24 protein-coding genes are annotated in these 21,034 nt (G+C 42.7%); all 24 read left to right on the top strand.

The annotated features are described in order from the left end of the window. Position 1 precedes the first annotated feature (1 nt). The 24 genes from J2T20_RS08920 (at position 2) to J2T20_RS08805 (ending at position 21,031) form a co-directional block, all read left to right on the top strand. Positions 2 to 1,378, top strand: a complete 1,377-nt coding sequence (locus J2T20_RS08920; RefSeq protein ID WP_307587562.1) for a flagellar hook-length control protein FliK — start codon at positions 2 to 4, stop codon at positions 1,376 to 1,378. 25 nt (positions 1,379 to 1,403) lie between these two features. After that, positions 1,404 to 1,904, top strand: coding sequence for a flagellar hook assembly protein FlgD (gene flgD / locus J2T20_RS08915; RefSeq protein WP_307587560.1), 501 nt, complete (start codon positions 1,404 to 1,406; stop codon positions 1,902 to 1,904). Further along, on the top strand, positions 1,901 to 2,284 hold the full coding sequence (locus J2T20_RS08910) for a TIGR02530 family flagellar biosynthesis protein (protein ID WP_307587558.1): 384 nt from the start codon (positions 1,901 to 1,903) through the stop codon (positions 2,282 to 2,284). Before flgD ends, J2T20_RS08910 begins: the two co-directional genes overlap by 4 nt. 115 nt (positions 2,285 to 2,399) lie before the next feature. Beyond that, positions 2,400 to 3,218 (top strand): flagellar basal body rod protein FlgG, encoded by an 819-nt coding sequence (gene flgG / locus J2T20_RS08905; protein WP_307587557.1) that lies wholly within the window; start codon positions 2,400 to 2,402, stop codon positions 3,216 to 3,218. Between the two features lie 124 nt (positions 3,219 to 3,342). After that, the gene (locus tag J2T20_RS08900; protein WP_307587556.1) at positions 3,343 to 3,567 is read left to right on the top strand and encodes a flagellar FlbD family protein; all 225 of its coding nucleotides are present in this window, start codon (positions 3,343 to 3,345) and stop codon (positions 3,565 to 3,567) included. Further along, positions 3,564 to 4,031 carry a flagellar basal body-associated FliL family protein gene (locus J2T20_RS08895; RefSeq protein ID WP_307587554.1) on the top strand — a complete coding sequence of 156 codons (468 nt, stop codon included), beginning with the start codon at positions 3,564 to 3,566 and terminating at the stop codon, positions 4,029 to 4,031. Before J2T20_RS08900 ends, J2T20_RS08895 begins: the two co-directional genes overlap by 4 nt. Positions 4,032 to 4,068: 37 nt before the next feature. Continuing rightward, positions 4,069 to 5,067: a flagellar motor switch protein FliM gene (gene fliM, locus J2T20_RS08890; protein ID WP_307587552.1), complete on the top strand. Its 999-nt coding sequence runs from the start codon at positions 4,069 to 4,071 to the stop codon at positions 5,065 to 5,067. Beyond that, on the top strand, positions 5,057 to 6,367 hold the full coding sequence (gene fliY / locus J2T20_RS08885) for a flagellar motor switch phosphatase FliY (protein ID WP_307587550.1): 1,311 nt from the start codon (positions 5,057 to 5,059) through the stop codon (positions 6,365 to 6,367). The genes fliM and fliY overlap by 11 nt, the downstream gene beginning before the upstream one ends. Before the next feature lie 27 nt (positions 6,368 to 6,394). Further along, positions 6,395 to 6,760, top strand: coding sequence for a response regulator (locus tag J2T20_RS08880; protein WP_019910416.1), 366 nt, complete (start codon positions 6,395 to 6,397; stop codon positions 6,758 to 6,760). A gap of 9 nt (positions 6,761 to 6,769) precedes the next feature. Continuing rightward, entirely contained in the window at positions 6,770 to 7,297 is a 528-nt protein-coding gene (locus J2T20_RS08875; RefSeq protein ID WP_307587545.1) for a flagellar biosynthetic protein FliO, read from the top strand. Then, positions 7,294 to 8,055, top strand: coding sequence for a flagellar type III secretion system pore protein FliP (fliP, locus tag J2T20_RS08870; RefSeq protein WP_307587544.1), 762 nt, complete (start codon positions 7,294 to 7,296; stop codon positions 8,053 to 8,055). Before J2T20_RS08875 ends, fliP begins: the two co-directional genes overlap by 4 nt. A 20-nt stretch (positions 8,056 to 8,075) precedes the next feature. After that, positions 8,076 to 8,348 (top strand): flagellar biosynthesis protein FliQ, encoded by a 273-nt coding sequence (gene fliQ / locus J2T20_RS08865; protein ID WP_036656466.1) that lies wholly within the window; start codon positions 8,076 to 8,078, stop codon positions 8,346 to 8,348. 5 nt (positions 8,349 to 8,353) lie between these two features. Next, a complete protein-coding gene (gene fliR / locus J2T20_RS08860) occupies positions 8,354 to 9,148 on the top strand; it encodes a flagellar biosynthetic protein FliR (protein WP_307587541.1) in 795 nt (264 codons plus the stop codon). Between the two features lie 12 nt (positions 9,149 to 9,160). Further along, on the top strand, positions 9,161 to 10,255 hold the full coding sequence (gene flhB, locus J2T20_RS08855; RefSeq protein ID WP_307587539.1) for a flagellar biosynthesis protein FlhB: 1,095 nt from the start codon (positions 9,161 to 9,163) through the stop codon (positions 10,253 to 10,255). Between the two features lie 20 nt (positions 10,256 to 10,275). Further along, the gene (gene flhA, locus J2T20_RS08850) at positions 10,276 to 12,309 is read left to right on the top strand and encodes a flagellar biosynthesis protein FlhA (RefSeq protein WP_307587537.1); all 2,034 of its coding nucleotides are present in this window, start codon (positions 10,276 to 10,278) and stop codon (positions 12,307 to 12,309) included. After that, positions 12,306 to 13,697 (top strand): flagellar biosynthesis protein FlhF, encoded by a 1,392-nt coding sequence (gene flhF / locus J2T20_RS08845; protein ID WP_307587535.1) that lies wholly within the window; start codon positions 12,306 to 12,308, stop codon positions 13,695 to 13,697. The genes flhA and flhF overlap by 4 nt, the downstream gene beginning before the upstream one ends. Continuing rightward, the gene (locus J2T20_RS08840; RefSeq protein WP_307587533.1) at positions 13,694 to 14,575 is read left to right on the top strand and encodes a MinD/ParA family protein; all 882 of its coding nucleotides are present in this window, start codon (positions 13,694 to 13,696) and stop codon (positions 14,573 to 14,575) included. The genes flhF and J2T20_RS08840 overlap by 4 nt, the downstream gene beginning before the upstream one ends. 34 nt (positions 14,576 to 14,609) lie before the next feature. After that, positions 14,610 to 16,016 carry a protein-glutamate methylesterase/protein-glutamine glutaminase gene (locus tag J2T20_RS08835; protein WP_307587530.1) on the top strand — a complete coding sequence of 469 codons (1,407 nt, stop codon included), beginning with the start codon at positions 14,610 to 14,612 and terminating at the stop codon, positions 16,014 to 16,016. A gap of 33 nt (positions 16,017 to 16,049) precedes the next feature. Then, on the top strand, positions 16,050 to 18,122 hold the full coding sequence (locus tag J2T20_RS08830; protein ID WP_307587529.1) for a chemotaxis protein CheA: 2,073 nt from the start codon (positions 16,050 to 16,052) through the stop codon (positions 18,120 to 18,122). Between the two features lie 28 nt (positions 18,123 to 18,150). Continuing rightward, positions 18,151 to 18,612, top strand: a complete 462-nt coding sequence (locus tag J2T20_RS08825) for a chemotaxis protein CheW (protein WP_307587527.1) — start codon at positions 18,151 to 18,153, stop codon at positions 18,610 to 18,612. A 3-nt stretch (positions 18,613 to 18,615) separates the two neighbouring features. Continuing rightward, complete coding sequence (locus J2T20_RS08820) at positions 18,616 to 19,242, top strand: chemotaxis protein CheC (RefSeq protein ID WP_307587525.1); 627 nt, start codon at positions 18,616 to 18,618, stop codon at positions 19,240 to 19,242. Then, positions 19,235 to 19,732 (top strand): chemotaxis protein CheD, encoded by a 498-nt coding sequence (locus J2T20_RS08815; RefSeq protein WP_307587523.1) that lies wholly within the window; start codon positions 19,235 to 19,237, stop codon positions 19,730 to 19,732. Before J2T20_RS08820 ends, J2T20_RS08815 begins: the two co-directional genes overlap by 8 nt. Further along, positions 19,732 to 20,151: a hypothetical protein gene (locus J2T20_RS08810; protein WP_307587521.1), complete on the top strand. Its 420-nt coding sequence runs from the start codon at positions 19,732 to 19,734 to the stop codon at positions 20,149 to 20,151. Before J2T20_RS08815 ends, J2T20_RS08810 begins: the two co-directional genes overlap by 1 nt. A gap of 91 nt (positions 20,152 to 20,242) precedes the next feature. Continuing rightward, positions 20,243 to 21,031: a FliA/WhiG family RNA polymerase sigma factor gene (locus J2T20_RS08805; protein ID WP_307587519.1), complete on the top strand. Its 789-nt coding sequence runs from the start codon at positions 20,243 to 20,245 to the stop codon at positions 21,029 to 21,031. Positions 21,032 to 21,034: the final 3 nt, after the last annotated feature.

The raw sequence follows: 21,034 nt of genomic DNA, 5'->3' as shown, positions 1-21,034 counted from the left end.
TATGAGCTTAGTATTTCAAATGGTTTCTGCAGGGAATGGAACAACTGCTACTTCAACGGCAGGGTCGTCTACCACAGTAGCAAGTACAGATGGAACAGGATCATTGCTGCCTTTTGCACAAGCACTTATTCAAAAGATGACGGGCGTTCAGGATAGTAATAATGCTCCGGTTGCTGCAGGTGGGGATCCGCTCGCTTTATTGCAAGGTTTGCTGAAACAAATTCAGCCTTTTGGCGATGCAAAAGAAGAGGTTACTTCTCAAAATGGTGATTTGCTTAGTGAGTTGGCGCAGGATATAGAGAAACTTGATGATTCAATAGCCAACGATCCTTCATTACTGGCTTCACTGCAAGGCTGGCTTCTGCAAGTATCTGCACTTCTGACGAACAATGTTCCTCAGGATGACCAAACTGAGACTGCGACAGTATTGTCACCTTTAGCGCAAAATCCCGAGACCCTTCGCTTTGCTGTTCAGGATGATCTTAACCGATTAGTCTCTATTATTAAGGATGCTGCGGCTGGTGGTAATGAGGAATTAACAACCAAAGGGTTAACAGTCCTCAATAATTTTACTGAAATCATGAGTCAATCCTCTGTGAATACAGACAAGGCTAAAATGGCAGTGAGTCAGAATCAACAATCTTCAGATCAACTGTTGGTAAAGAGTGAAACACCTGTTGCTTCGATTCAAGGCGTTAATGCCGAGTCAGGAAGTAATGATACGGATCTCTCAGACGTATTTAAGACTAAGGTTATCGTAACTGCAGATGGTAAAAAGTCACTAACTGATGAGGAAGTAGCAACGGAATTCAATGTTCCTACCGAAAGCAATGAGATTGTTACTGCAGGACAGTTGTCTATACGAAACGGAATGACTGCACCGCTGAAGGCGGAGGCACCTCAGGTACCTGTTCATCAATTTGCTAAAGAAATGACAGGATTGATCACCAGTAAACTGGAGATTGTGAATAAAGGTGGAATTGCAGAAGCTACGATCTCACTGTTCCCTGAAAACCTTGGACAAGTAGATGTCAAAATCACCATGCAGAACGGTCATCTTATAGCCCAATTTGTAACCGAACATGTCGGTGCCAAAGAATTGTTGGAGCAGCAGATGGTTCAATTACGAACAGCGTTACAGTCTCAGGGGCTGCAGGTTGAGAAGTTGGAGGTAACGCAGAATAATACACCTCTTCAATCACAAATGCAGCAGGAAGGTCGACAGTCCGGCTCAGGGGGGCAATCCGATAAACGTTCGAACAATCGTAATGATGCTTCGACAGATGCCGTAACCGCAGCAGAATTAAGTGGAGAGTGGAAGGATTTACTCGAATCGGAAGATCCGAATCAAACCGCATCATTTTCTGCCAAGGCCTAATTAGTAAGACAGAGAGGAGAATAATATGGCTTCTTCAAATTTAATATCCACCCCTAATACTTGGCCCAACTATGCGACGGGCAATAGCGCAAACCCTGGAAGTGCAACAGGCAGCTCTGTTATGGGTAAAGATCAGTTCCTTAAAATTCTAATTACACAGCTTCAAAATCAGGATCCAATGCAGCCGATGGAAGATAAAGAGTTTATTGCACAGATGGCTCAATTCTCGTCTGTTGAGCAGCTGATGAATATTTCTACACAGCTAACATCCCTTAATCAGTCCCTAGGTTCTGCTTCCAATCTGATTGGCAAAAGTATTACTTGGACAGATAGTACGACACTTTTACCTGTATCTGGAATTGTAGATTCAATTGTCGTAAAAAGCGGTGTTAATTATGCGGTGGTTGGAGACAAAAAGATTGCACTTACAGATGTTACAGAAGTAAAAATTGTAGCTCCAGAAGTAAACGTTGACTCTAGTGGTACTAATTCAGGAGGCGGCGAGGAGAGCGGGGAGACGACATGAGTGAACGGCTGACGATCGGCCAAATGTATCCCAATGCAGTCCATCCATCAACCCTACAACGTCCCACAGCTCCCAAGAGCACAGGAGGACCGGAGGCTTCGTTCGAGAACGTGCTGCAGCGTAATATGCTTAAATTCAGCAATCATGCGGCTAAACGATTAGAACAAAGAGGAATAACGCTTGGAAGTCGTCAATTAGATCAGATATCATCTGCCGTTGATAAGGCAGCGGCCAAGGGCAGCAAGGAATCACTAATTCTGATGAAAGACATGGCATTAATCGTTAGCGTGGCCAACCGTACTGTTGTTACTGCAATGGACGGAAGCTCTATGAAAGATAATGTATTTACTCAAATTGATAGTGCAGTAATTATTTCATGAACTGGCTGGTCCTAACGGAAAGCCGGAGCGACCGCCGACCGACTGACGCGGTCCTTACTTCACAAGGAACAATTGAAGAAGTGACACAACTATATAATCCGGGAGATGATATTAAATGTTAAGATCTATGTACTCAGGAGTTTCAGGCATGCGCGGTTTTCAAACTAAATTGGATGTTATCGGGAATAATATCGCAAACGTTAATACAATCGGCTTCAAATCGGGCCGTGTAATGTTTAAAGATATCATGAGTCAGACGGTGTCCGGAGTTACTGCACCAACTGATGGTGCTCAAGGTGGTGTAAATGCCAAACAAATCGGTCTGGGTGTGAGCATTGGTTCTGTTGATACTTTACACTTGGCAGGTAGCGCAATGACCACTAATAACCCAACGGATCTGCGTCTTGATGGAGACGGTTTTTTCTTGGTTAAGCTTTCTGATGCACAAGAAACGCCTTTTCTTACCCGTGCAGGTGATTTTCATGTAGATTCGAGCCGCAACTTAGTTACCTCTGATGGCTTGCACGTATTAGACTCAGGTGGAGGCATTATTCAGTTAGATGAAGCCGTAACCGGTTTTTCGATCTCCAATGACGGTACGATTGTTCAAACCATGAGTGACGGTACTACACAGCCTGGTGTTCAGATTGGAGTTGGTAAAGTTTCCAACCCTCAAGGTCTGGAGAAAATTGGTGGAAATCTGTATCGTATGACTTTGAATGCTAACGCGGATGGTACATTGGAACCGACAACTGCCAATAATACCGAAACAGGAACAGGTGCAATTGTTGCCGGTCAACTAGAGATGTCCAATGTAGACTTAACTAATGAATTTACCGAGATGATTGTCGCACAACGTGGTTTTCAAGCGAACTCCCGTATTATCACTACTTCTGATGAAGTCCTGCAGGAAGTTGTTAACCTGAAACGTTAATAGTAGATCATTACTACTTTAATAAACGCTTTATAAAAGAAACTTACTTATCGCCAATTTTGGAAGTGTTATCGCTCAGACGGGGGGAGGGCTCCTTCCCCTATTTTTGGTTAGGAGGCCTGCTATGATCTCGGTAACACGTATAAATGGAACCCCAATGTGGCTGAATGCCCTTTTGGTGGAAATGGTGGAAGAAAGCCCGGATACATATATTACATTGATTACGGGCAAAAGATTGATCGTTCTTGAAAAAGTCGATGAGGTTATTGAAAAAATCCGTCAGTATAACAAGGATATTGGCTCGAACTTAGCTACCATTAAAGTGCAATCATTGGAGGACCTTTCATGAAAAAGATGCTGCCATGGCTCATAACCATTTTGCTGGCAATTACATTAATTGTATTAGCCGCATTTCTGTTAATGGGCAAGTTTTTTCCGAGTGACAAAAATGAAGTCAACGCGGCTGTAGAGAATGTAGAAGCCAAGCATTTAAGCGCCGATGAAATTGTCGAGCTGACCGCGGAAATAACTGACATCAAAACTAATCTTGCAGACCCCGATTATATCGTTTTAATAAATTTCGCGTTTCAATTGGATTCTACTAAATCTAAGGAAGAATTCGAAAAGATTAAAGATATTAAGATCAAACCTATCATCATCAAGACGCTTGCCGATACCAAACCAGAGCAATTAAACGGGGCGGAAGGTAAAGATCAGCTTAGCAGTAAACTAGTCAATTTGATCAACAAGACCTTGACTGAAGGCAAGCTGACACAGATTGACATTACCAACTTTATTTTGACTTCTTTGTAGTTTCAAGCCGGTTATTCTTGATAGGGGGGTGATTGAAATGGTTGATGTACTGTCACAAAACGAGATTGATGCTCTACTAGCTGCACTCTCATCCGGTGAAATGGATGCCGATGAATTAAAAAAAGAAGATACTCAGAAAAAAATCCGTCTTTATGACTTTAAACGGGCAGTGCGCTTTTCTAAGGACCATATCCGAAGTCTAACACGGATACATGATAACTTTGCCCGCTATCTAACGACGTACTTTTCAGCCCAATTACGCACCTTTGTGCAGATTAATGTCGTTCAGGTAGAGCAGCTCCCTTATGACGAGTTTATCCGCTCCATTCCTAAAATGACAATTTTAAATATCTTTGAAGCTGAACCTTTGGAAGGCAGAATGGTCATGGAGGTTCATCCTAATATTGCCTTCGCAATGCTCGATAGGCTTCTTGGCGGGTTCGGTACGGCACCAACCAAGATTGTTGCACTAACCGAGATTGAAACGACAATTATGGAACGGATTTTCAGCAGGTGTTTTGAGAGTCTACGGGAAGCATGGAAGACGGTGCTGGATATAGAACCCCGTATGGAAGCACTGGAAACTAATCCGCAATTTATGCAAATCGTTTCGCCAAATGAGACGATTGCTCTGATCTCACTCAGCACCAAAATCGGAGATACCACCGGTATGATTAATCTTTGCATTCCTCACGTTGTATTAGAGCCGATTATGTCTAGGCTATCTGTACATCAGTGGTTTGTGACCGAGAAGAAGGCGCGTGATGCAGATGAGCTTGAGATTATTAAGACAAGAGTTCACCGGGCACAGCTTCCTATTGTTGCCGAACTCGGAGAGTCCAATTTGTCTATATCTGAATTTCTTGGGCTAAATGTGGGTGATGTGATCTCACTTAACAAAACAGTAGATTCTGGATTGTCGATTAAGGTAGGAAATAAGCTGAAGTTTATCGGAAGTCCTGGAGTGATAAGAGAAAGGGTTGCCGTGCAAATAGACGAGATTGTCAGTGAAGGAGTTGAAGAATTTGACGAGTAAGGACTATTTATCCCAAGAGGAAATAGACGCTCTTTTAAGACAATCAGCAGAAGGATCGATCGCCCCTTCGATTAAAACTGTAAATGACTTCTTAACGGCGTTTGAACAAGATGCCCTTGGCGAAATTGGTAATATTACATTTGGCAGCGCAGCGACTGCACTCTCTACACTATTGGGGAAAAAGGTTGATATCACAACACCACAGGTTTCTATCATTACACGCGGTGAATTCGAGGAAGCTTTCCCAAGACCCCACGTTGCTGTACATGTGCAGTATGTGGACGGTTTTCAAGGTATAAATTCACTTGTTATTAAAATCAGAGATGCCCAAGTCATTGCAGATCTAATGTTAGGTGGTGAAGGGGATCCTAAGGATGAAGAACTGAATGAAATTCATGTCAGTGCGGTTCAAGAGGCAATGAACCAGATGATGGGATCTTCAGCGACCTCTATGTCAACCATATTCAATCGCTTTGTTAATATATCTCCACCGGGGATTGATATCCTTAATATGTCGAGTGGGGAAGGTGTTGGTAGCCTACCTGATGATGAGACGCTAATACGTATATCTTTCCGTCTCAAAATTGGGGATCTGATAGATTCTACGATTATGCAGCTTCTACCAGTTCCCTTCGCAAAAGATATGGTGACGATGCTGCTTGGTGATGTCAGTGTTGCAGATCAGGAAGCAGCAGTATCATCTACATCGGCTCCTTCTAAACCTGCTCCAGCGCCAGAAGTTGCACCGCCACCGGCACCTGTTGCGGAGCAACCGCCAATGCAGCAGCCGGGACAACCTCCACAGTATGCGCCACAACCGGGGATGCCGCCTTATCCAGGAATGCCAGAAGGAGGCTATTATTATCCTCCGGCAGGAATGCCGGCTTATGGAATGCCAGGGATGCCGCCATACGGAATGCCGCCTCAGGGAATGCCATATGGGCAGGGTCCGCCGCCAAATTCTGCACCAAATCGCAACATAAATGTTCAGCCTGTACAATTTGCGAATCTTAATGGTGGGACCTTTGCTAACTTTGACGAAAATAATTTGAATTTATTGATGGACATACCACTGAGAGTAACCGTAGAATTAGGAAGGACCCAGAAACAGATTAAAGATATTTTAGAAATGTCTCAAGGTTCGATTATCGAGCTGGACAAGCTGGCTGGTGAACCGGTAGATATTTTGGTCAATAACAAATTAATCGCCAAGGGTGAAGTCGTGGTTATCGACGAAAACTTTGGAGTGCGCGTTACAGATATTGTAAGCCAATGGGACCGAATTCAAAAACTACAATGATTATAACTTAGGGAGGATTTTGTAAAAATGGCTAATCGAATTCTAATCGTGGACGACGCAGCATTTATGAGAATGATGATCCGTGATATTTTGTCAAAAAACGGATTTGAAGTAGTAGGTGAAGCTCAGGATGGTTCTCAAGCAATAGAGAAATTTAAGGAGTTACGTCCGGACTTGATTACGATGGATATAACAATGCCTGAAATGGATGGAATTGCTGCCCTGAAAGAAATTAAAAAAGTGGATGCGAACGCAAAAGTTATTATGTGTTCAGCCATGGGCCAGCAGGCTATGGTTATCGATGCGATTCAAGCGGGGGCTAAAGACTTCATCGTGAAGCCTTTCCAAGCAGATCGTGTAATTGAAGCTATCAACAAAACTTTGGGTGTATAGGAAACAAATATGTCAGGCAATTCCGGGTCGATAGGACAAAGTAGCAACCTGCTGAATTTGCTTAATGTTATTCTTGTCCTCGCGGTAATTATTATTCTTATTGTGTTGTTAATTCGATTTTTGGGACGACGCAATCAATCATTGACAAGCGTCCGTTCCATGCGTACCTTAGGTGCAATGGGACTGGGTCCTAATAAGTCGATGCAGGTCATTGAAATCGGCAACAGCCTTTACTTGATTGGGGTAGGTGAAAGTATATCCCTTTTGGATAAAATCACCGACCCGGTTGAGGTTGCATTGATCATATCCTCATTTGAGGACTCTTCCTCAAACCAGAAGAATTTTCTCGTGCCGCTGATCTCCAAGATAACAAATAAGCTGCGCGGGGAAGTACCCTCTGAGGAAATCGACCTTAGTGATACTTCTTCTTTTTACGAGGTGCTACAATCCAAGCTTCGTTCTGCACCTGAACGCAAAGAGAAAATAGAAGAGCTGCTCTCGAAAGATTTCACTAAGGATGAGTCGAGGAAACTATGAAAAAAAAGTTCATCATTGCATTTCTACTAGTAGGGTTCATCAGCATCATTGCCTTAGGGCCAATCCATGCTGATCCCATTCCGAACATTGACATTAAGATTGGTGATAGTGACGGTTCAAGTGGGACTAGCTCGATATCTATATTACTTCTTGTTACGGTGCTGAGTATTGCTCCGGCATTTCTTATGCTTATGACCAGCTTTACGCGTATAGTTATCGTACTTGGTTTTGTAAGAAATGCTTTGGGTACTCAGCAAATGCCGCCTAACCAGGTTCTAGTGGGACTTGCTCTATTCCTTACCTTCTTTATAATGTCACCAACACTAGCTACAATTAATGAATCAGCATTACAACCTTATATAAAAGGTGAGATTACACAGTCTGTGGCTTTTGATAAGGCTGCTGATCCCTTAAAAGAATTTATGTATAAACAGACCGATTCCAAAGATTTATTGCTGTTCATGAAGTATAACGGTTACACAGGTAGCACTAAACCAGCTACATATTCCGATATACCTCTAACGGTTATGGTACCTGCGTTCGCTATCGGAGAAATGAAGAAAGCCTTTACCATGGGCTTTATGATCTTTATTCCTTTTTTAATTATTGATATTGTGGTTGCCAGTACGTTAATGGCGATGGGGATGATGATGTTACCTCCGGTAATGATCTCACTACCCTTTAAAATTTTGCTCTTTGTACTAGTAGACGGCTGGTACTTAGTCATCAAATCGCTACTAATAAGCTTTAACACCTGACTTAAGAGGAGGCTAGTGATATGAATACGGAGTTTATTATCGGTCTGGCAGGCCAAGCCGTATATATCGTGCTTCAAGTCAGTGCACCTATGCTAATCCTTGGTCTAGTGGTAGGGCTTATCGTTAGTATTTTTCAAGCTACGACACAGATTCAGGAACAAACGTTAGCGTTTGTTCCCAAAATCGTAGCGGTGTTGCTGGCACTATTAATATTTGGTCCATGGATATTAACGAAACTGATCGATTTTACCAGCCAGATTCTAGGCAATCTTGATCAGTATATTGGTAGATAAAAGCTATGGAGACTATTCTGCAAAGCTTTCCCGTCTTTCTGTTGTTTTTTTGTCGAATTACATCCTTTTTTGTAGTAGTACCTGTTTTTTCTTCCAAAGGTGTACCAACTTCATTTAAAATAGGGCTTTCTTTTTTTGTGGCTCTGGTCGTTTTTAGTGCCAATGGAAGTGGAGTTCATGTACCCCAAGATTTAAGTTATATTTTACTAATTATCAGAGAAGTTTTGATAGGGCTGCTGCTTGGTTTTATAGGATATTTAATGTTCATGACGATTCAAACGGCTGGGTCATTTATAGATATCCAAATTGGATTCGGTATTGCGAATGTCATTGATCCTATGACTGGTGCATCCTCACCTATACTCGGTAACTTCAAATATATGATTGCCCTCCTGATGTTTCTAGGTATGAACGGGCATCATTTTTTATTGGATGCCATTGTATACAGTTATAACTGGGTTCCTATCGATAATAATTTGTTGATTAGTATGATAAACGGCAGTCTTTCGGACTTTCTGATTCGGTCTTTTGCTCAATCTTTTGTATTGGCGTTTCAAATGGCGGCTCCTTTAGTAACCGCTTTGTTTCTAACGGATGTCGGTCTTGCCTTTTTGGCGAGGACAGCACCGCAATACAATGTATTTGTTATCGGTGTCCCATTGAAGATTTTTATCGGTCTTGGTCTGCTATTTTTACTAATGCCAAGTCTTGCTGTCCTTTTTCAAAACCTTTTTGACATAATGTTCGAATCGATGCGTAATTTACTGGGCGTGATGGGGAATAATCCTCAATCACCGTAAGGGGAGAATATCATGCCGCAGCCCCAACTTTACAAACTGAATCTTCAGCTTTTTGCAGGAGAAAAGACAGAAAAGGCCACCCCCAAAAAACGGCAGGATGCCCGTAAAAAGGGTCAAGTCCCTAAAAGCGCCGAGCTTTCGGGAGCGGTGGTTCTACTGTCGGCTGTACTAAGTCTGAGCATGTTCGGAGGATTTATTAAAGAGCGAGTAGTTTCGCTTTACACAGATGTTTTTCTTAACAGGTTGAACATGGAAGTTACACCAGACAATGTTACTCTTCTACTTAATGAGTACGGTGTGCAAATACTGATATTACTTGCTCCATTGCTAGGGATTACTTTCATTGTTGCTATAGTGGTGAACTTGGCTCAGGTGGGCTTTATGGCTACAGGGGAAGGGATTACTCCTAAGTTTAGTAAGATTAATCCTATTAAAGGCTTTAAGAATATTGTTTCAATGCGCTCATTTGTAGAGTTTCTAAAATCAATTTTTAAGCTTGTTATCATTTCTTATTTAGTGTACAGCACCATTTGGGCTCAAAAGAGTGACTTTGCTTCATTGTCTCATATTGGCTTGGATGGAATTTTTAAATTTGCTGCAGCTATGACAGTTAAATTAGGTATCAAAATCGGAGCGGCGCTGATGGTCATGGCTGCGCTCGATTATATGTATCAGCGTTACGAACACGAAAAAAGTCTGAAAATGTCCAAACAGGATATCAAGGATGAGTATAAAAAATCAGAAGGCGACCCTCTAATTAAAGGTAAAATTCGGGAGCGTCAACGTAGAATGGCTATGCAGCGGATGATGCAAGAGGTCCCCAATGCAGATGTTATTATCACAAACCCAACTCACTTCGCGGTTGCATTGAAATATGACGGATCTAAGATGGAAGCTCCGCAGATCGTGGCTAAAGGTCAGGATTTTGTTGCCTTACGTATTCGAGAGCTAGCTAAAGAACATGGCATTATGACTATGGAAAATAAACCTCTTGCACGAGCGCTGTTTCAAAGAGCAGAAATCGGGGATATTGTTCCAGCGGATCTGTTCCAGGCAGTGGCGGAAGTGCTGGCGTATGTATATAAACTTAAAGGCAAGTCCAGATAATACGGGGGAGGTAAAAACCATTGAAGGCTAAAGATCTAACCGTTCTAATAGGTATTATCGGCATCGTGCTTATGATGATTCTTCCAATCCCGGCTTGGCTTCTGGATGTACTTCTTGTTATCAATATATCTATAGCGCTGACTATTATATTAGTTGCGATGAATACAAAGGAAGCCTTGGAATTCTCTATTTTCCCATCACTTCTACTCATAACCACTTTGTTTCGATTAGCCCTAAATATTTCAACAACCAAGCTGATCCTTACTTACGGTGAAGCTGGTTCGGTTGTCGCTACGTTCGGCAGTTGGATTGCCGGAGGTCAAATCGCAGTAGGTTTCATTGTCTTTCTAATTCTGGTAGTTGTGCAATTTATCGTAATTACCAAAGGTTCAGAGCGTGTTGCTGAGGTAGGAGCACGGTTTACACTCGATGCAATGCCAGGTAAGCAGATGAGTATCGACGCTGATCTTAACGCCGGTATGATTAACGAGCAGCAAGCACGTGACCGTCGCCGCAACGTAGAACGTGAAGCGGACTTTTATGGTGCCATGGACGGTGCGAGTAAGTTTGTAAAGGGAGACGCAATTGCAAGTATTATCATTCTCTTAATTAATTTAATCGGCGGATTTATTATCGGAATGACCATTCAAGGCAAATCTTTCGGAGATTCACTGTCCACTTATTCCTTATTGACAATAGGGGACGGACTGGTCAGCCAAATACCAGCCCTGCTCATTTCAACCGCAGCTGGTTTGATAGTAACCCGGGCTTCTTCAGCAGGAAATCTTGCTGAGGATCTAACAGCGCAGCTGTTATCTTATCCTAAGTTGTTATATATCGTATCAGCAACCGTAGCATTTCTTGGATTTTTCACTCCGATACATATCATCACTACATTACCTTTAGCAGCAATTCTAGCTTTTTCCGCATATAGGATGGGACAAAACTTAAACCTCAAACAAATTGCCGCAGAGCAATTGGTGGAGGAGAAACAAATCGAAGAGGTGCGCAGCCCAGAAAGTGTTATCAACTTGCTGTCTGTTGATCCCATCGAATTCGAATTTGGGTATGGGCTTATCCCCTTGGCAGATACGGGGCAAGGCGGTGATTTGTTGGATCGTATCATCATGATTCGACGGCAATGTGCACTGGAAATGGGTCTTGTTGTGCCTGTTATTCGTATTCGCGACAATATTCAACTAAAACCGAATGAATATGTCATAAAAATTAAAGGAAATACTGTCGGCGGTGGTGAATTATTACTTAATCACTATCTTGCCATGAGTCCCGGATATGATGATGAATCTATTAACGGGATAGAAACTGTGGAGCCCTCATTTGGATTACCTGCACTATGGATTGATGAATCGGTAAAAGAACGGGCAGAATTGTCAGGTTATACAGTAGTTGATCCGCCATCAGTCGTAGCAACGCATCTAACAGAACTCATCAAACGGCATGGACATGAACTTCTCGGCCGGCAGGAAACCAAGATGCTTGTAGACAATCTTCGCGAGAATTATCCGGTGCTTGTGGATGAATTAATTCCGTCTCTGCTGGTAATCGGAGATGTTCAGAAAGTATTGGCCAAGCTGCTGCGTGAAAAAATTTCAATTCGGGATCTTGTTACGATTTTTGAAACCCTAGCTGATTATGGAACCTATTCTAAAGATCCTGATATTCTTACAGAATATGTACGTCAATCGTTGTCCAGACAAATTACCCAACAGTTCTCGCAAGCTGGAGAAACCATGAAGGTAATTACTGTAGGACCGACATTAGAGAAGAAAATTGCCGAAAGCGTTCAACAAACCGAGCAAGGAAGCTACTTGGCACTTGATCCTGTGTCGACACAGACTTTATATCAACGGTTCACGGAACAAGTCAATCGTCTTTTACAGTCAGGACATCAACCTATCGTATTGACTTCACCGACCATTCGCATGTACTTGAGACAGGTACTTGAGCGGACTATGCAGGATATCCCGGTATTGTCCTATAGTGAACTTGAACCGAATATTGAAATTCAAAGTGTTGGAGTGGTGAATTTATGAGAGTGAAGCGCTACGTAGTCGATACGATGCCGGACGCGATGCATTCCATCCGCAGTGATCTTGGAAGTGATGCAGTCATTTTAAGTACTAAGGAAATCAAAATCGGTGGTTTCTTAGGCTTTTTCAAAAAAAAGAAAATTGAGGTTGTTGCGGCAGTCGAAAAAGAGCAAAAACGAACAGTTACTGAAAAGTCCACTCCCTCTCTTAATGTACCGCGGAGTGCAGTTCCTCAAGCTTATATGAAGGCATCGGGGGCACCGCAGGCTTCTCCAACTTCCGGGATACAGAAAGCAGAGACTCGCACATATGCGGAGCTTGCAGCAGCTTTAACTGATGCAGTCGGAATTCAGGGTGGTAATGTCGCTGTTCTCCAAGAATCTATTGAACAAGACAAGAACAGCAACGATGCAGACATGGATCCTATTGTACTGAAGAAGGAAATGGATACTTCAACTTCTGCACTATATGAATCTATGGGCGTTAGGCAGACAGCCGCTGTTTCCTCAGTTCTAGATAATGAAGTGCTCGTTGAAATCAGAGAAATGAAGCAATGGATGGAACGATTTGCGAGACAAACGACTGCTTCCAAGGACATGCCAGACCCTCTTAATGATCTAAGAGAACGCCTAATTGAACAAGAAGTGGATATCGATTTGATTGAACTATGGGTTAATACCACCTTTGATCAATGGACTAATGACGGTCGTAATTGGACCTCATCTGAGTTTCAAGAGTCCTTGAAAGAGCAGGTAACCCAATTTCTATCCAAACGGATCGGTAAAGGCATTGCACGGGACACACGTATTTTATATATAGCGGGTCCGACCGGAGTTGGAAAGACCACAACTATCGCTAAGCTCGCGGCAGAGCAGTTGTTTCGACAAGGACGTAAAGTGGGGCTTATCACTTCGGATACCTATAGGATCTCAGCCGTTGAGCAACTTAGAACATACGCTGCAATTCTAAATGTTCCGCTTGAGGTTGTGCAGTCTCCTGGTGATATGCAGAGAGCGTTATCAAGACTGGAAAGCTGCGATCTAATTTTAATGGATACAGCCGGCCGTAATTATCGCAATGAGATGTTGGTCGCGGAATTGCAGAGTCTGCTGGCTAAGGAATTGAAGAGTGAGACTTACTTAGTTTTGAGTCTCACATCTAAGAGCCGTGATATGAAGATTATTACGGAGCACTTCAATAAGTATCAGCTGGATAAGGTTATTTTCACCAAGCTAGATGAAACAGAAAGTTATGGTCCTTTGTTCAATCTACTGAAGGATTTCCCGCTTGGATTGTCCTATTTGTCCAATGGACAAAATGTTCCTGATGATTTACTGATGGCCTCCGAAGAGAAACTCTATGGAATGCTGTTAGGAACAGGGGGCAGATGATGGACCAGGCTCAATCTTTAAGACAGCTTGTTTCAAGTCAGGATTCCAAACGGAGTAATGATGGAGAAGTCTCCGCCCGCATTATTACAGTATGCAGTGGCAAAGGCGGGGTCGGTAAATCGAATTTCACATTAAATTTTGCACTCTCTCTAAAGGCAATGGGCAAAAGGGTCTTGTTATTTGATGCCGATATTGGAATGGCCAACATTGATGTGTTGATGGGCGTGACAGCTAAGTACAATTTGTACCATTTGTTAAAGCGTGAAGCGGAAATAGAACAGATTATTCAATTGGGCCCGGGTTCACTCCCCTTTATCGCCGGAGGCTCGGGGATGGATGAATTATTTTCACTTTCCGAAGCCGATTTGAATTATTTCACCACTCAGATTGAACAAATCGCCGATCAAATGGATTTTATACTGTTTGATACAGGGGCTGGTCTTTCTAAAGAAACCATGAAATTTATTACTTCTGCTGATGATTGTCTGGTTGTAACTACACCGGAACCAACAGCGATTACAGATGCTTATGCTCTAATGAAGGTTGTGCATAAATCACATCCTGAGGTTTCCTTTAAACTGATTGTTAATCAGGCAGGAGACGAGAAGGAGGCCATATCGACAAGTGATAGAATCCGATTGGCTGCTGACCGCTTTTTGCAATTGGATCTTCCTTTTCTAGGATACATCAGCGCAGATACCCATGTGGTGCAAGCCGTAAAGAAGCAAATTCCTTTCTCAATGGCTTTTCCGAATAGTTCTGCATCTAAGGACATTCAGAGACTTGCCTATAGTTATTTGGCCGGTAGCCCAGAGGAAACTTCGAAACTTCAAGGTATAAAAGGTTTTATTAGCAAGTGGTTGAAACGTACGAAATAATTGTTCTTCATTTAAGAACAGAGGTGGAAATGATATGGAACCATATAAAGTTTTGGTTGTGGATGATTCAGCATTTATGCGAAAAATCATTTCCGATTTAATTGAAAACGACGCTAACTTCCAAGTGACGGCAACGGCTTCCAACGGCCGCGAGGCTATTGACAAGATTAAAGAGATCTCTCCCGATCTTGTTACCATGGACGTAGAGATGCCGGAAATGAATGGCTTGGAAGCGCTGAAAATAATCATGGTATCTAATCCGCTTCCGGTTATTATGCTGTCGGGCATTAATGAAGAGGGAATGAAGGAGACCATTTTGGCACTAGAATGGGGGGCTTTTGACTTTATTCGTAAGCCCTCCATCTCCAATTCGCAAGATATCATAGGAGTTGGAGAATCATTAAGGGAACAAATGAAAGAGGCGATGCTCGCCCGCAAGCAGAGAGAAGCGAGAATATCTGCTAATACAGCGACTAAATTTGAACCTTTAAGCGCAGTTTCGTTATCTGTTCCTGATTTGCCTAAGGTGCAGCCAGAGAAAGTCGTTATCAAGCAGAATGAGGCTGATGTGAAGTCTAAGCCTAACTTAGCCGGACAAAAGCTTCCACCTGCTCGAACTTCTTCTTTGGATACTAAAGCTGAAGGCAAGTTATCATCATATAGTGCTCCTTTGGATAAGGGAATTCCGAAAAACAACATGAAACCCGCAGCCCTACCTCCGAAGCCGGCCATTGAGAAATTAAGGGATCGGACTAAAGTGGAGAAGAAGCCTTCATCAACTCTCCCACAAGAGATTTCAGTAAGTAAAGCTGTCCCTGATACCCCTAAGGTTGGTGGAGACAGGAAAATAGTTGGTAAGGATGTCCTTAATAAGCTGGTTGCTGTGGGGTGTTCAACAGGTGGTCCACGCGCATTAAAGGCTTTGCTTGAGAATATCCCGGCCAACTTTCCAGCGCCTATTGTAATTGTGCAGCATATGCCGCCTAATTTTACAAAGTCGCTTGCCCAACGCTTAAATACGTTCAGCCCCCTCGAAGTGACTGAGGCTGAACACGGGATGATTTTGCGGCAAGGATCAGTGTATATTGCTCCAGGCGGGTATCATATGAAGATTTCTTCATCCGTCGGTGGGCAGTACATGGTATCACTGAACAAAGAGGAATCACGCAATGGGCATCGTCCTTCAGTGGATACGCTCTTTGAATCTTTACTCCCTTTGACTTCTCTTGAACGTCATGCGGTACTTATGACGGGTATGGGCAGTGATGGTGCCAAGATGATGAAATCTCTGTATGACTCAGGTGTAACATCTACCTTTGCTGAAAGCGAAGAGACCTGTGTTGTGTATGGAATGCCGCGTTCCGCGGTGGAATTGCAGTGTGTTAGACATATCTTGCCTTTGCAAGAGATTGCTCCAAGGCTGGTGCAAATTGTTAAGTAACGGAAAAGCGAACTCACGAGGAGGTGTCTCACAATGGACATGAACCAATATTTATCCATGTTTATTGATGAGTCAAATGATCATCTGCAGTCTTTGAACGAAAAAATGATGGAACTAGAAGCAAATCCTGAAGATCTCAGTATCGTACAGGTCATTTTTCGCTCTGCACATACCTTAAAAGGTATGGCGGCAACTATGGGCTACGAAGATTTAGCTTCACTTACTCACCAGATGGAAAATGTTCTTGATCTTGTCCGTAATAGTAAGCTGCGTATGCAGGATTTTATTTTTGATACCTTATTCAAAAGCTTGGATGCACTAGAGTCCATGGTTGAGAATATAACAGGAGGCGGTGACGGCAAGGCAGATGTGTCTACAATTGTCGCTTCTCTGCAAGCCATCGTGCGTGGTGATATCCCCTCAGCAGGTGGTACTTCTACAAATGATTCAATCTCCGCAGCTTCTGTAAAAGCTACCAATACACCTATTTTACTTGATGAGTTTCAATTCTCCGTCTTAGAGCAGTCTATTCAAGAAGGACACAAGGTAATGTACGTTGAAGTGACCATTCGCAAGGATTGTCAGCTTAAAGCTGTCAGAGCTTATATGGTGTTTGATCTGCTTGAACGTTCTGGTGAAGTTGTAAAATCATTTCCTTCGGTTCAAGACATTGAGCAGGAGAAATTTGATCAGAGTTTCTCTCTTTACTACATAACCCAAAAGGAAGCAGAAGAAATTCAATCGATGGTTCTAAACCTATCAGAAATTGAAAAAGTCAATGCAGTTGCGTTGGATAAGGAATCCCTTGAGCAATTGGGTCAAGAAACTGTTGCGGCTACCCTTGAAGCTCCTGCTCATGAAGCACCACCAGTATCCCCAACGCCTGTGCCTCCACTACAGTCGAAAGATGAAGCTGCAAAACCAGCCTCTAGAAGCGGGACAAACAGTGCTCCATCCAGAACCATTCGTGTAGATATTGAACGTTTGGATGTCTTGATGAACTTGTTCAGTGAACTTTTAATAGACCGTGTACGTCTTGAACAGCTAGCATCAGAAGTCCATAATCAAGATTTAACGGAGACGGTTGAGCATATGAGCCGAGTTAGTGCGGATCTGCAGAATATTGTTATGAAGTTACGGATGGTTCCTGTAGATACCGTATTTAACCGGTTCCCACGTATGGTTAGAGATCTTGCGAAGTCCCTCGATAAAAAGGTTGAACTTATTGTAACGGGTGCGGAAACAGAGCTTGACCGGACGGTTATAGATGAAATTGGTGATCCGCTAGTCCATTTACTTCGTAATGCGGTAGATCATGGAGTAGAGTCCATTGCCGATCGTATTGCTGCAGGAAAGCCGGAGACTGGAACCATTAATCTTCGTGCCTTCCACAGTGGTAACCATGTCTTTATTGAGATCGAGGAAGATGGAGCAGGTATTTCCCGTGATAAAGTCTTAAAGTCGGCTCTCAAAAAAGGTGTTGTTACATCAGAGCAGGCAGTTAACATGACGGATTCCGAAGTCTACCAGCTGTTATTCGCCCCTGGCTTTAGTACCGCTGCTGTGATCTCCGATATTTCGGGACGTGGTGTTGGTCTAGATGTCGTCAAATCAAAGATCTCCTCATTAGGCGGTCATGTGACCATTTACTCAACCCTGGGTAAAGGAACGAATTTCTCGGTACAGCTGCCGCTGACACTTTCAATTATCGCTGCGATGCTGATCCGCTTAGGCTCCGAAAAATTTGCCATTCCTCTTTCCTCAATTGTAGAGACAGGAATTGTGAAGCAATCCCAAATTCGTACGATACATGGCAACAAAATGCTGGAATTCCGGAATACACATATTCCGCTAGTCTCACTAAGTCGTATTTTCTCCATACCTGATTATGATGAAAGCACTGAAGAAGAAACCGAAATTGTGGTTGTTCGTAAGGGAGATCGTCTTGTGGCACTTGCGGTTCAAGATTTCATCGGACAGAACGAAATTGTGATTAAGAATCTGGGTAAATATTTGCCAGAGGTTCAGGGAATATCCGGTGCCACCATTTTGGGTGACGGACAAGTTGCGCTCATTATCGATCCCAACGCTTTTTTTATTAAATAACTTAGGATAGAACAGGGAGGTTCATTCCATGGCTGAAGATATTAAAGTTATAGTGTTCAAATTAGGTACTGAGGAATATGGCATTGAAGTAGAAAAGGTACAAACCATTGAGCGTATGATGCCGATTACACGTGTTCCTAAAACTTACTCTTTTATAAAAGGTGTTATTAATTTACGAGGTGTTGTTATTCCTGTTATCGATCTGCGTGGTCGTTTCGGTATTGAAGAGGCAGAGCACACGGATCAGACCCGTATTATTATTGTATCGGTTAATGATATTGAAGTAGGATTCATAGTTGATTCGGCCAATGATGTTATTGATTTGAACAAGGATTCAATCGATACTCCTCCAGATGTGATCGGCGGAATAAAAGCTAAATATTTGGATGGAGTGGCCAAAATCGGCGAAGATCGTTTGCTAATTATGTTAAACCTGTCTGAGGTGCTTAATAAGAGTGAAATTGTTCAGTTGGAAAGCATAGAGGAATAGTCTATGGAACTTTTCAAACATTTTAAAGATTTTAAAATGGACGTTCTAAAGGAAGTTGGTAATATTGGAGCCGGGAACGCTGCTACAGCGTTATCCCAGCTCTTGAATAAGCCCATAGATATGGCTGTTCCCAAAGTGCAGCTTTTGAGTTTTGAAGAAATCACCGAAAAAGTCGGCGGTGCGGAGAAGCTGGTATACGCAGTATTCTTACGGGTCGAAGGTGAAGCCCCAGGTAATTTATTTTTCATTCTGTCTCCGGAAGCCGCTACTAGCTTATTAAGTCGTATTGCAGGCATTGAAATTTCTGGGGGCGATGAATTAAGTGAAATGGAGCTTTCTGCCCTGAACGAAATCGGGAATATTTTAGCAGGCTCTTATTTATCTTCTTTGGCTGATTTTACTTCACTTTCTATGTATCCTACGGTTCCGGCGCTGGCAATGGATATGGCAGGGGCGATTTTGGGTTATGGACTGTTGCAGTTCGGTCAAATGGGAGATAACGCCCTACTGATTGATACAACTTTCCTTGAGGGGAATAATGAAATTGAAGGTCAATTCTTCCTCATTCCAGACCCGGAGTCATTCCCGAAAATCTTTAAATCATTGGGAGTTCCCTTCGAAGATGATTGAAGAACAAAGTATCATCAAGGTTGGTATGGCAGATCTCAATGTAGGTAGTCAAGACAGTTTGATCCGGACAACCGGCCTTGGCTCTTGTGTTGGTTTGACCCTCTATGATCCTGGGAAGAAGCTCGGCGGTATGGCTCATGTCATGCTGCCTTCCTCCGATATTGCCAGGGATGGCCAATTAAATATAGCGAAATTTGCAGATACGGCTGTGCCGGAGCTTCTATCACGATTAATAGAATTGGGAGCGATCAGAAGCAGGATTGTTGCTAAAATGGCTGGTGGATCCCAGATGTTTGCTTTCGCAGGAGGTAATGATACCATGAGAATTGGCCCTCGTAATGTAGAAGCCTGCAAGCTTGCGCTCGAAACGCTCAATATTCCGCTTATTGCAGAGGATACGGGCGGAAGTTATGGTCGTACAATAGAAATTGCCTGCAATACCGGAGTTTTGTTTATCCGAAGTGTGCAAAAAGGCTCTAAGGAAATATAATGATGATCGGAAACATTCTATTAAATGTGTTGTTTGGGTTAATAGGTTTTGTATTAACCTTCCTTGTTACTTTGGGGAATAATTTGCTGATGACTAGTTTAATACGCGGGTTTTTTGGATTTATCCTCTGGTTTATGCTTGCATTTGTCCTGAGATGGGTATTGGGTTTTATCTTTAAAGAATCATTGGATCCAAATGACTCGCAGTCTTCTTTGGAAGAGAATAGCGAAGCTTTAGGAAGCACACTGGATATTAGTACTCCAGATGAGGATGAAGAACTCAAGAACTTGTTGAAGCCACAGCCGGGCCAGGGAAGCGGTAGTGAGCTTGGATTTAAACCGCTGCAGCCCCCAAAACTGGTATCATTAAAAGATCCTGAAGAATTGGCCAAGGCCGTTCGTCACCTGAAAGAAGAATAAAGCGTGTGCTGTGGCGAAACTGATATTGCCTGAATGAAGGTGGGGTTTCGTCACACAAGTCCGCTGAATATACTTTGGGAGGTGAAAGCTATTGAACGAGCGTAGAGCTTCTCAATTGGAAACTGACGGGTTATGGGTAGAGTGGAAAGAACACGGTAATCCAGAAGCCAAAAAAAAGCTGATTGAGAGTTATCTTCATATTGTAGATTATGTATCGAGCCGCCTTGCGGTTGGGTTACCGAAAAATGTGTCTAAAGATGATTTAGCCAGCAATGGTGTCATGGGTCTGATAGATGCAATAGAGAAGTTTGATTATAAAAGGGGTCTTCAATTTCAGACCTATGCCTCCTGGCGTGTGAGGGGAGCTATCCTGGATTCCTTGCGCCAAAGTGATTGGGTTCCCCGTTCGGTAAGAGAAAAAGCTAAGAGGATTGAAGATGCTTATCAGCAGCTTGAGCAGAAATATTTAAGATCCGTTAGTGACGAAGAAATGAGCAAATACTTGAATATCAGCGAACAAGAATTTCAAACAATGCTGCAAGATGTTGCAGTAATGTCTCTGTGTTCATTGGAAGATCCAATTCGTGAAGAAGAATCAGAGACTCGAATGTCTTTATTGGTAGATGATAAAGCAAAAAATCCCGATATTAAGGTTAATGAGTTTTATTTACGAGAGACGCTCACCAAAGGAATTGAGAAATTAACGGTGAAAGAACGGACCGTAGTGTCCCTTTTATATTATGAAGATTTGTCATTAAGCGAGATTGCCGAGGTTATGTCATTATCACCCTCACGCATTTCTCAGCTTCATTCCAAAGCTATTTTACGTCTAAAAGGTACGCTTGAGAAAAATCGTGATCTTTTGATGCAAAACGATTGACAA

Origin of the sequence: Paenibacillus wynnii (genome assembly GCF_030812855.1) — a bacterium.
GTDB lineage: Bacteria > Bacillota > Bacilli > Paenibacillales > Paenibacillaceae > Paenibacillus_AQ > Paenibacillus_AQ wynnii_A.
The sequence above is the reverse complement of the archived record's forward strand: the minus strand, read 5'-3'. Positions and strand labels throughout refer to the sequence as shown.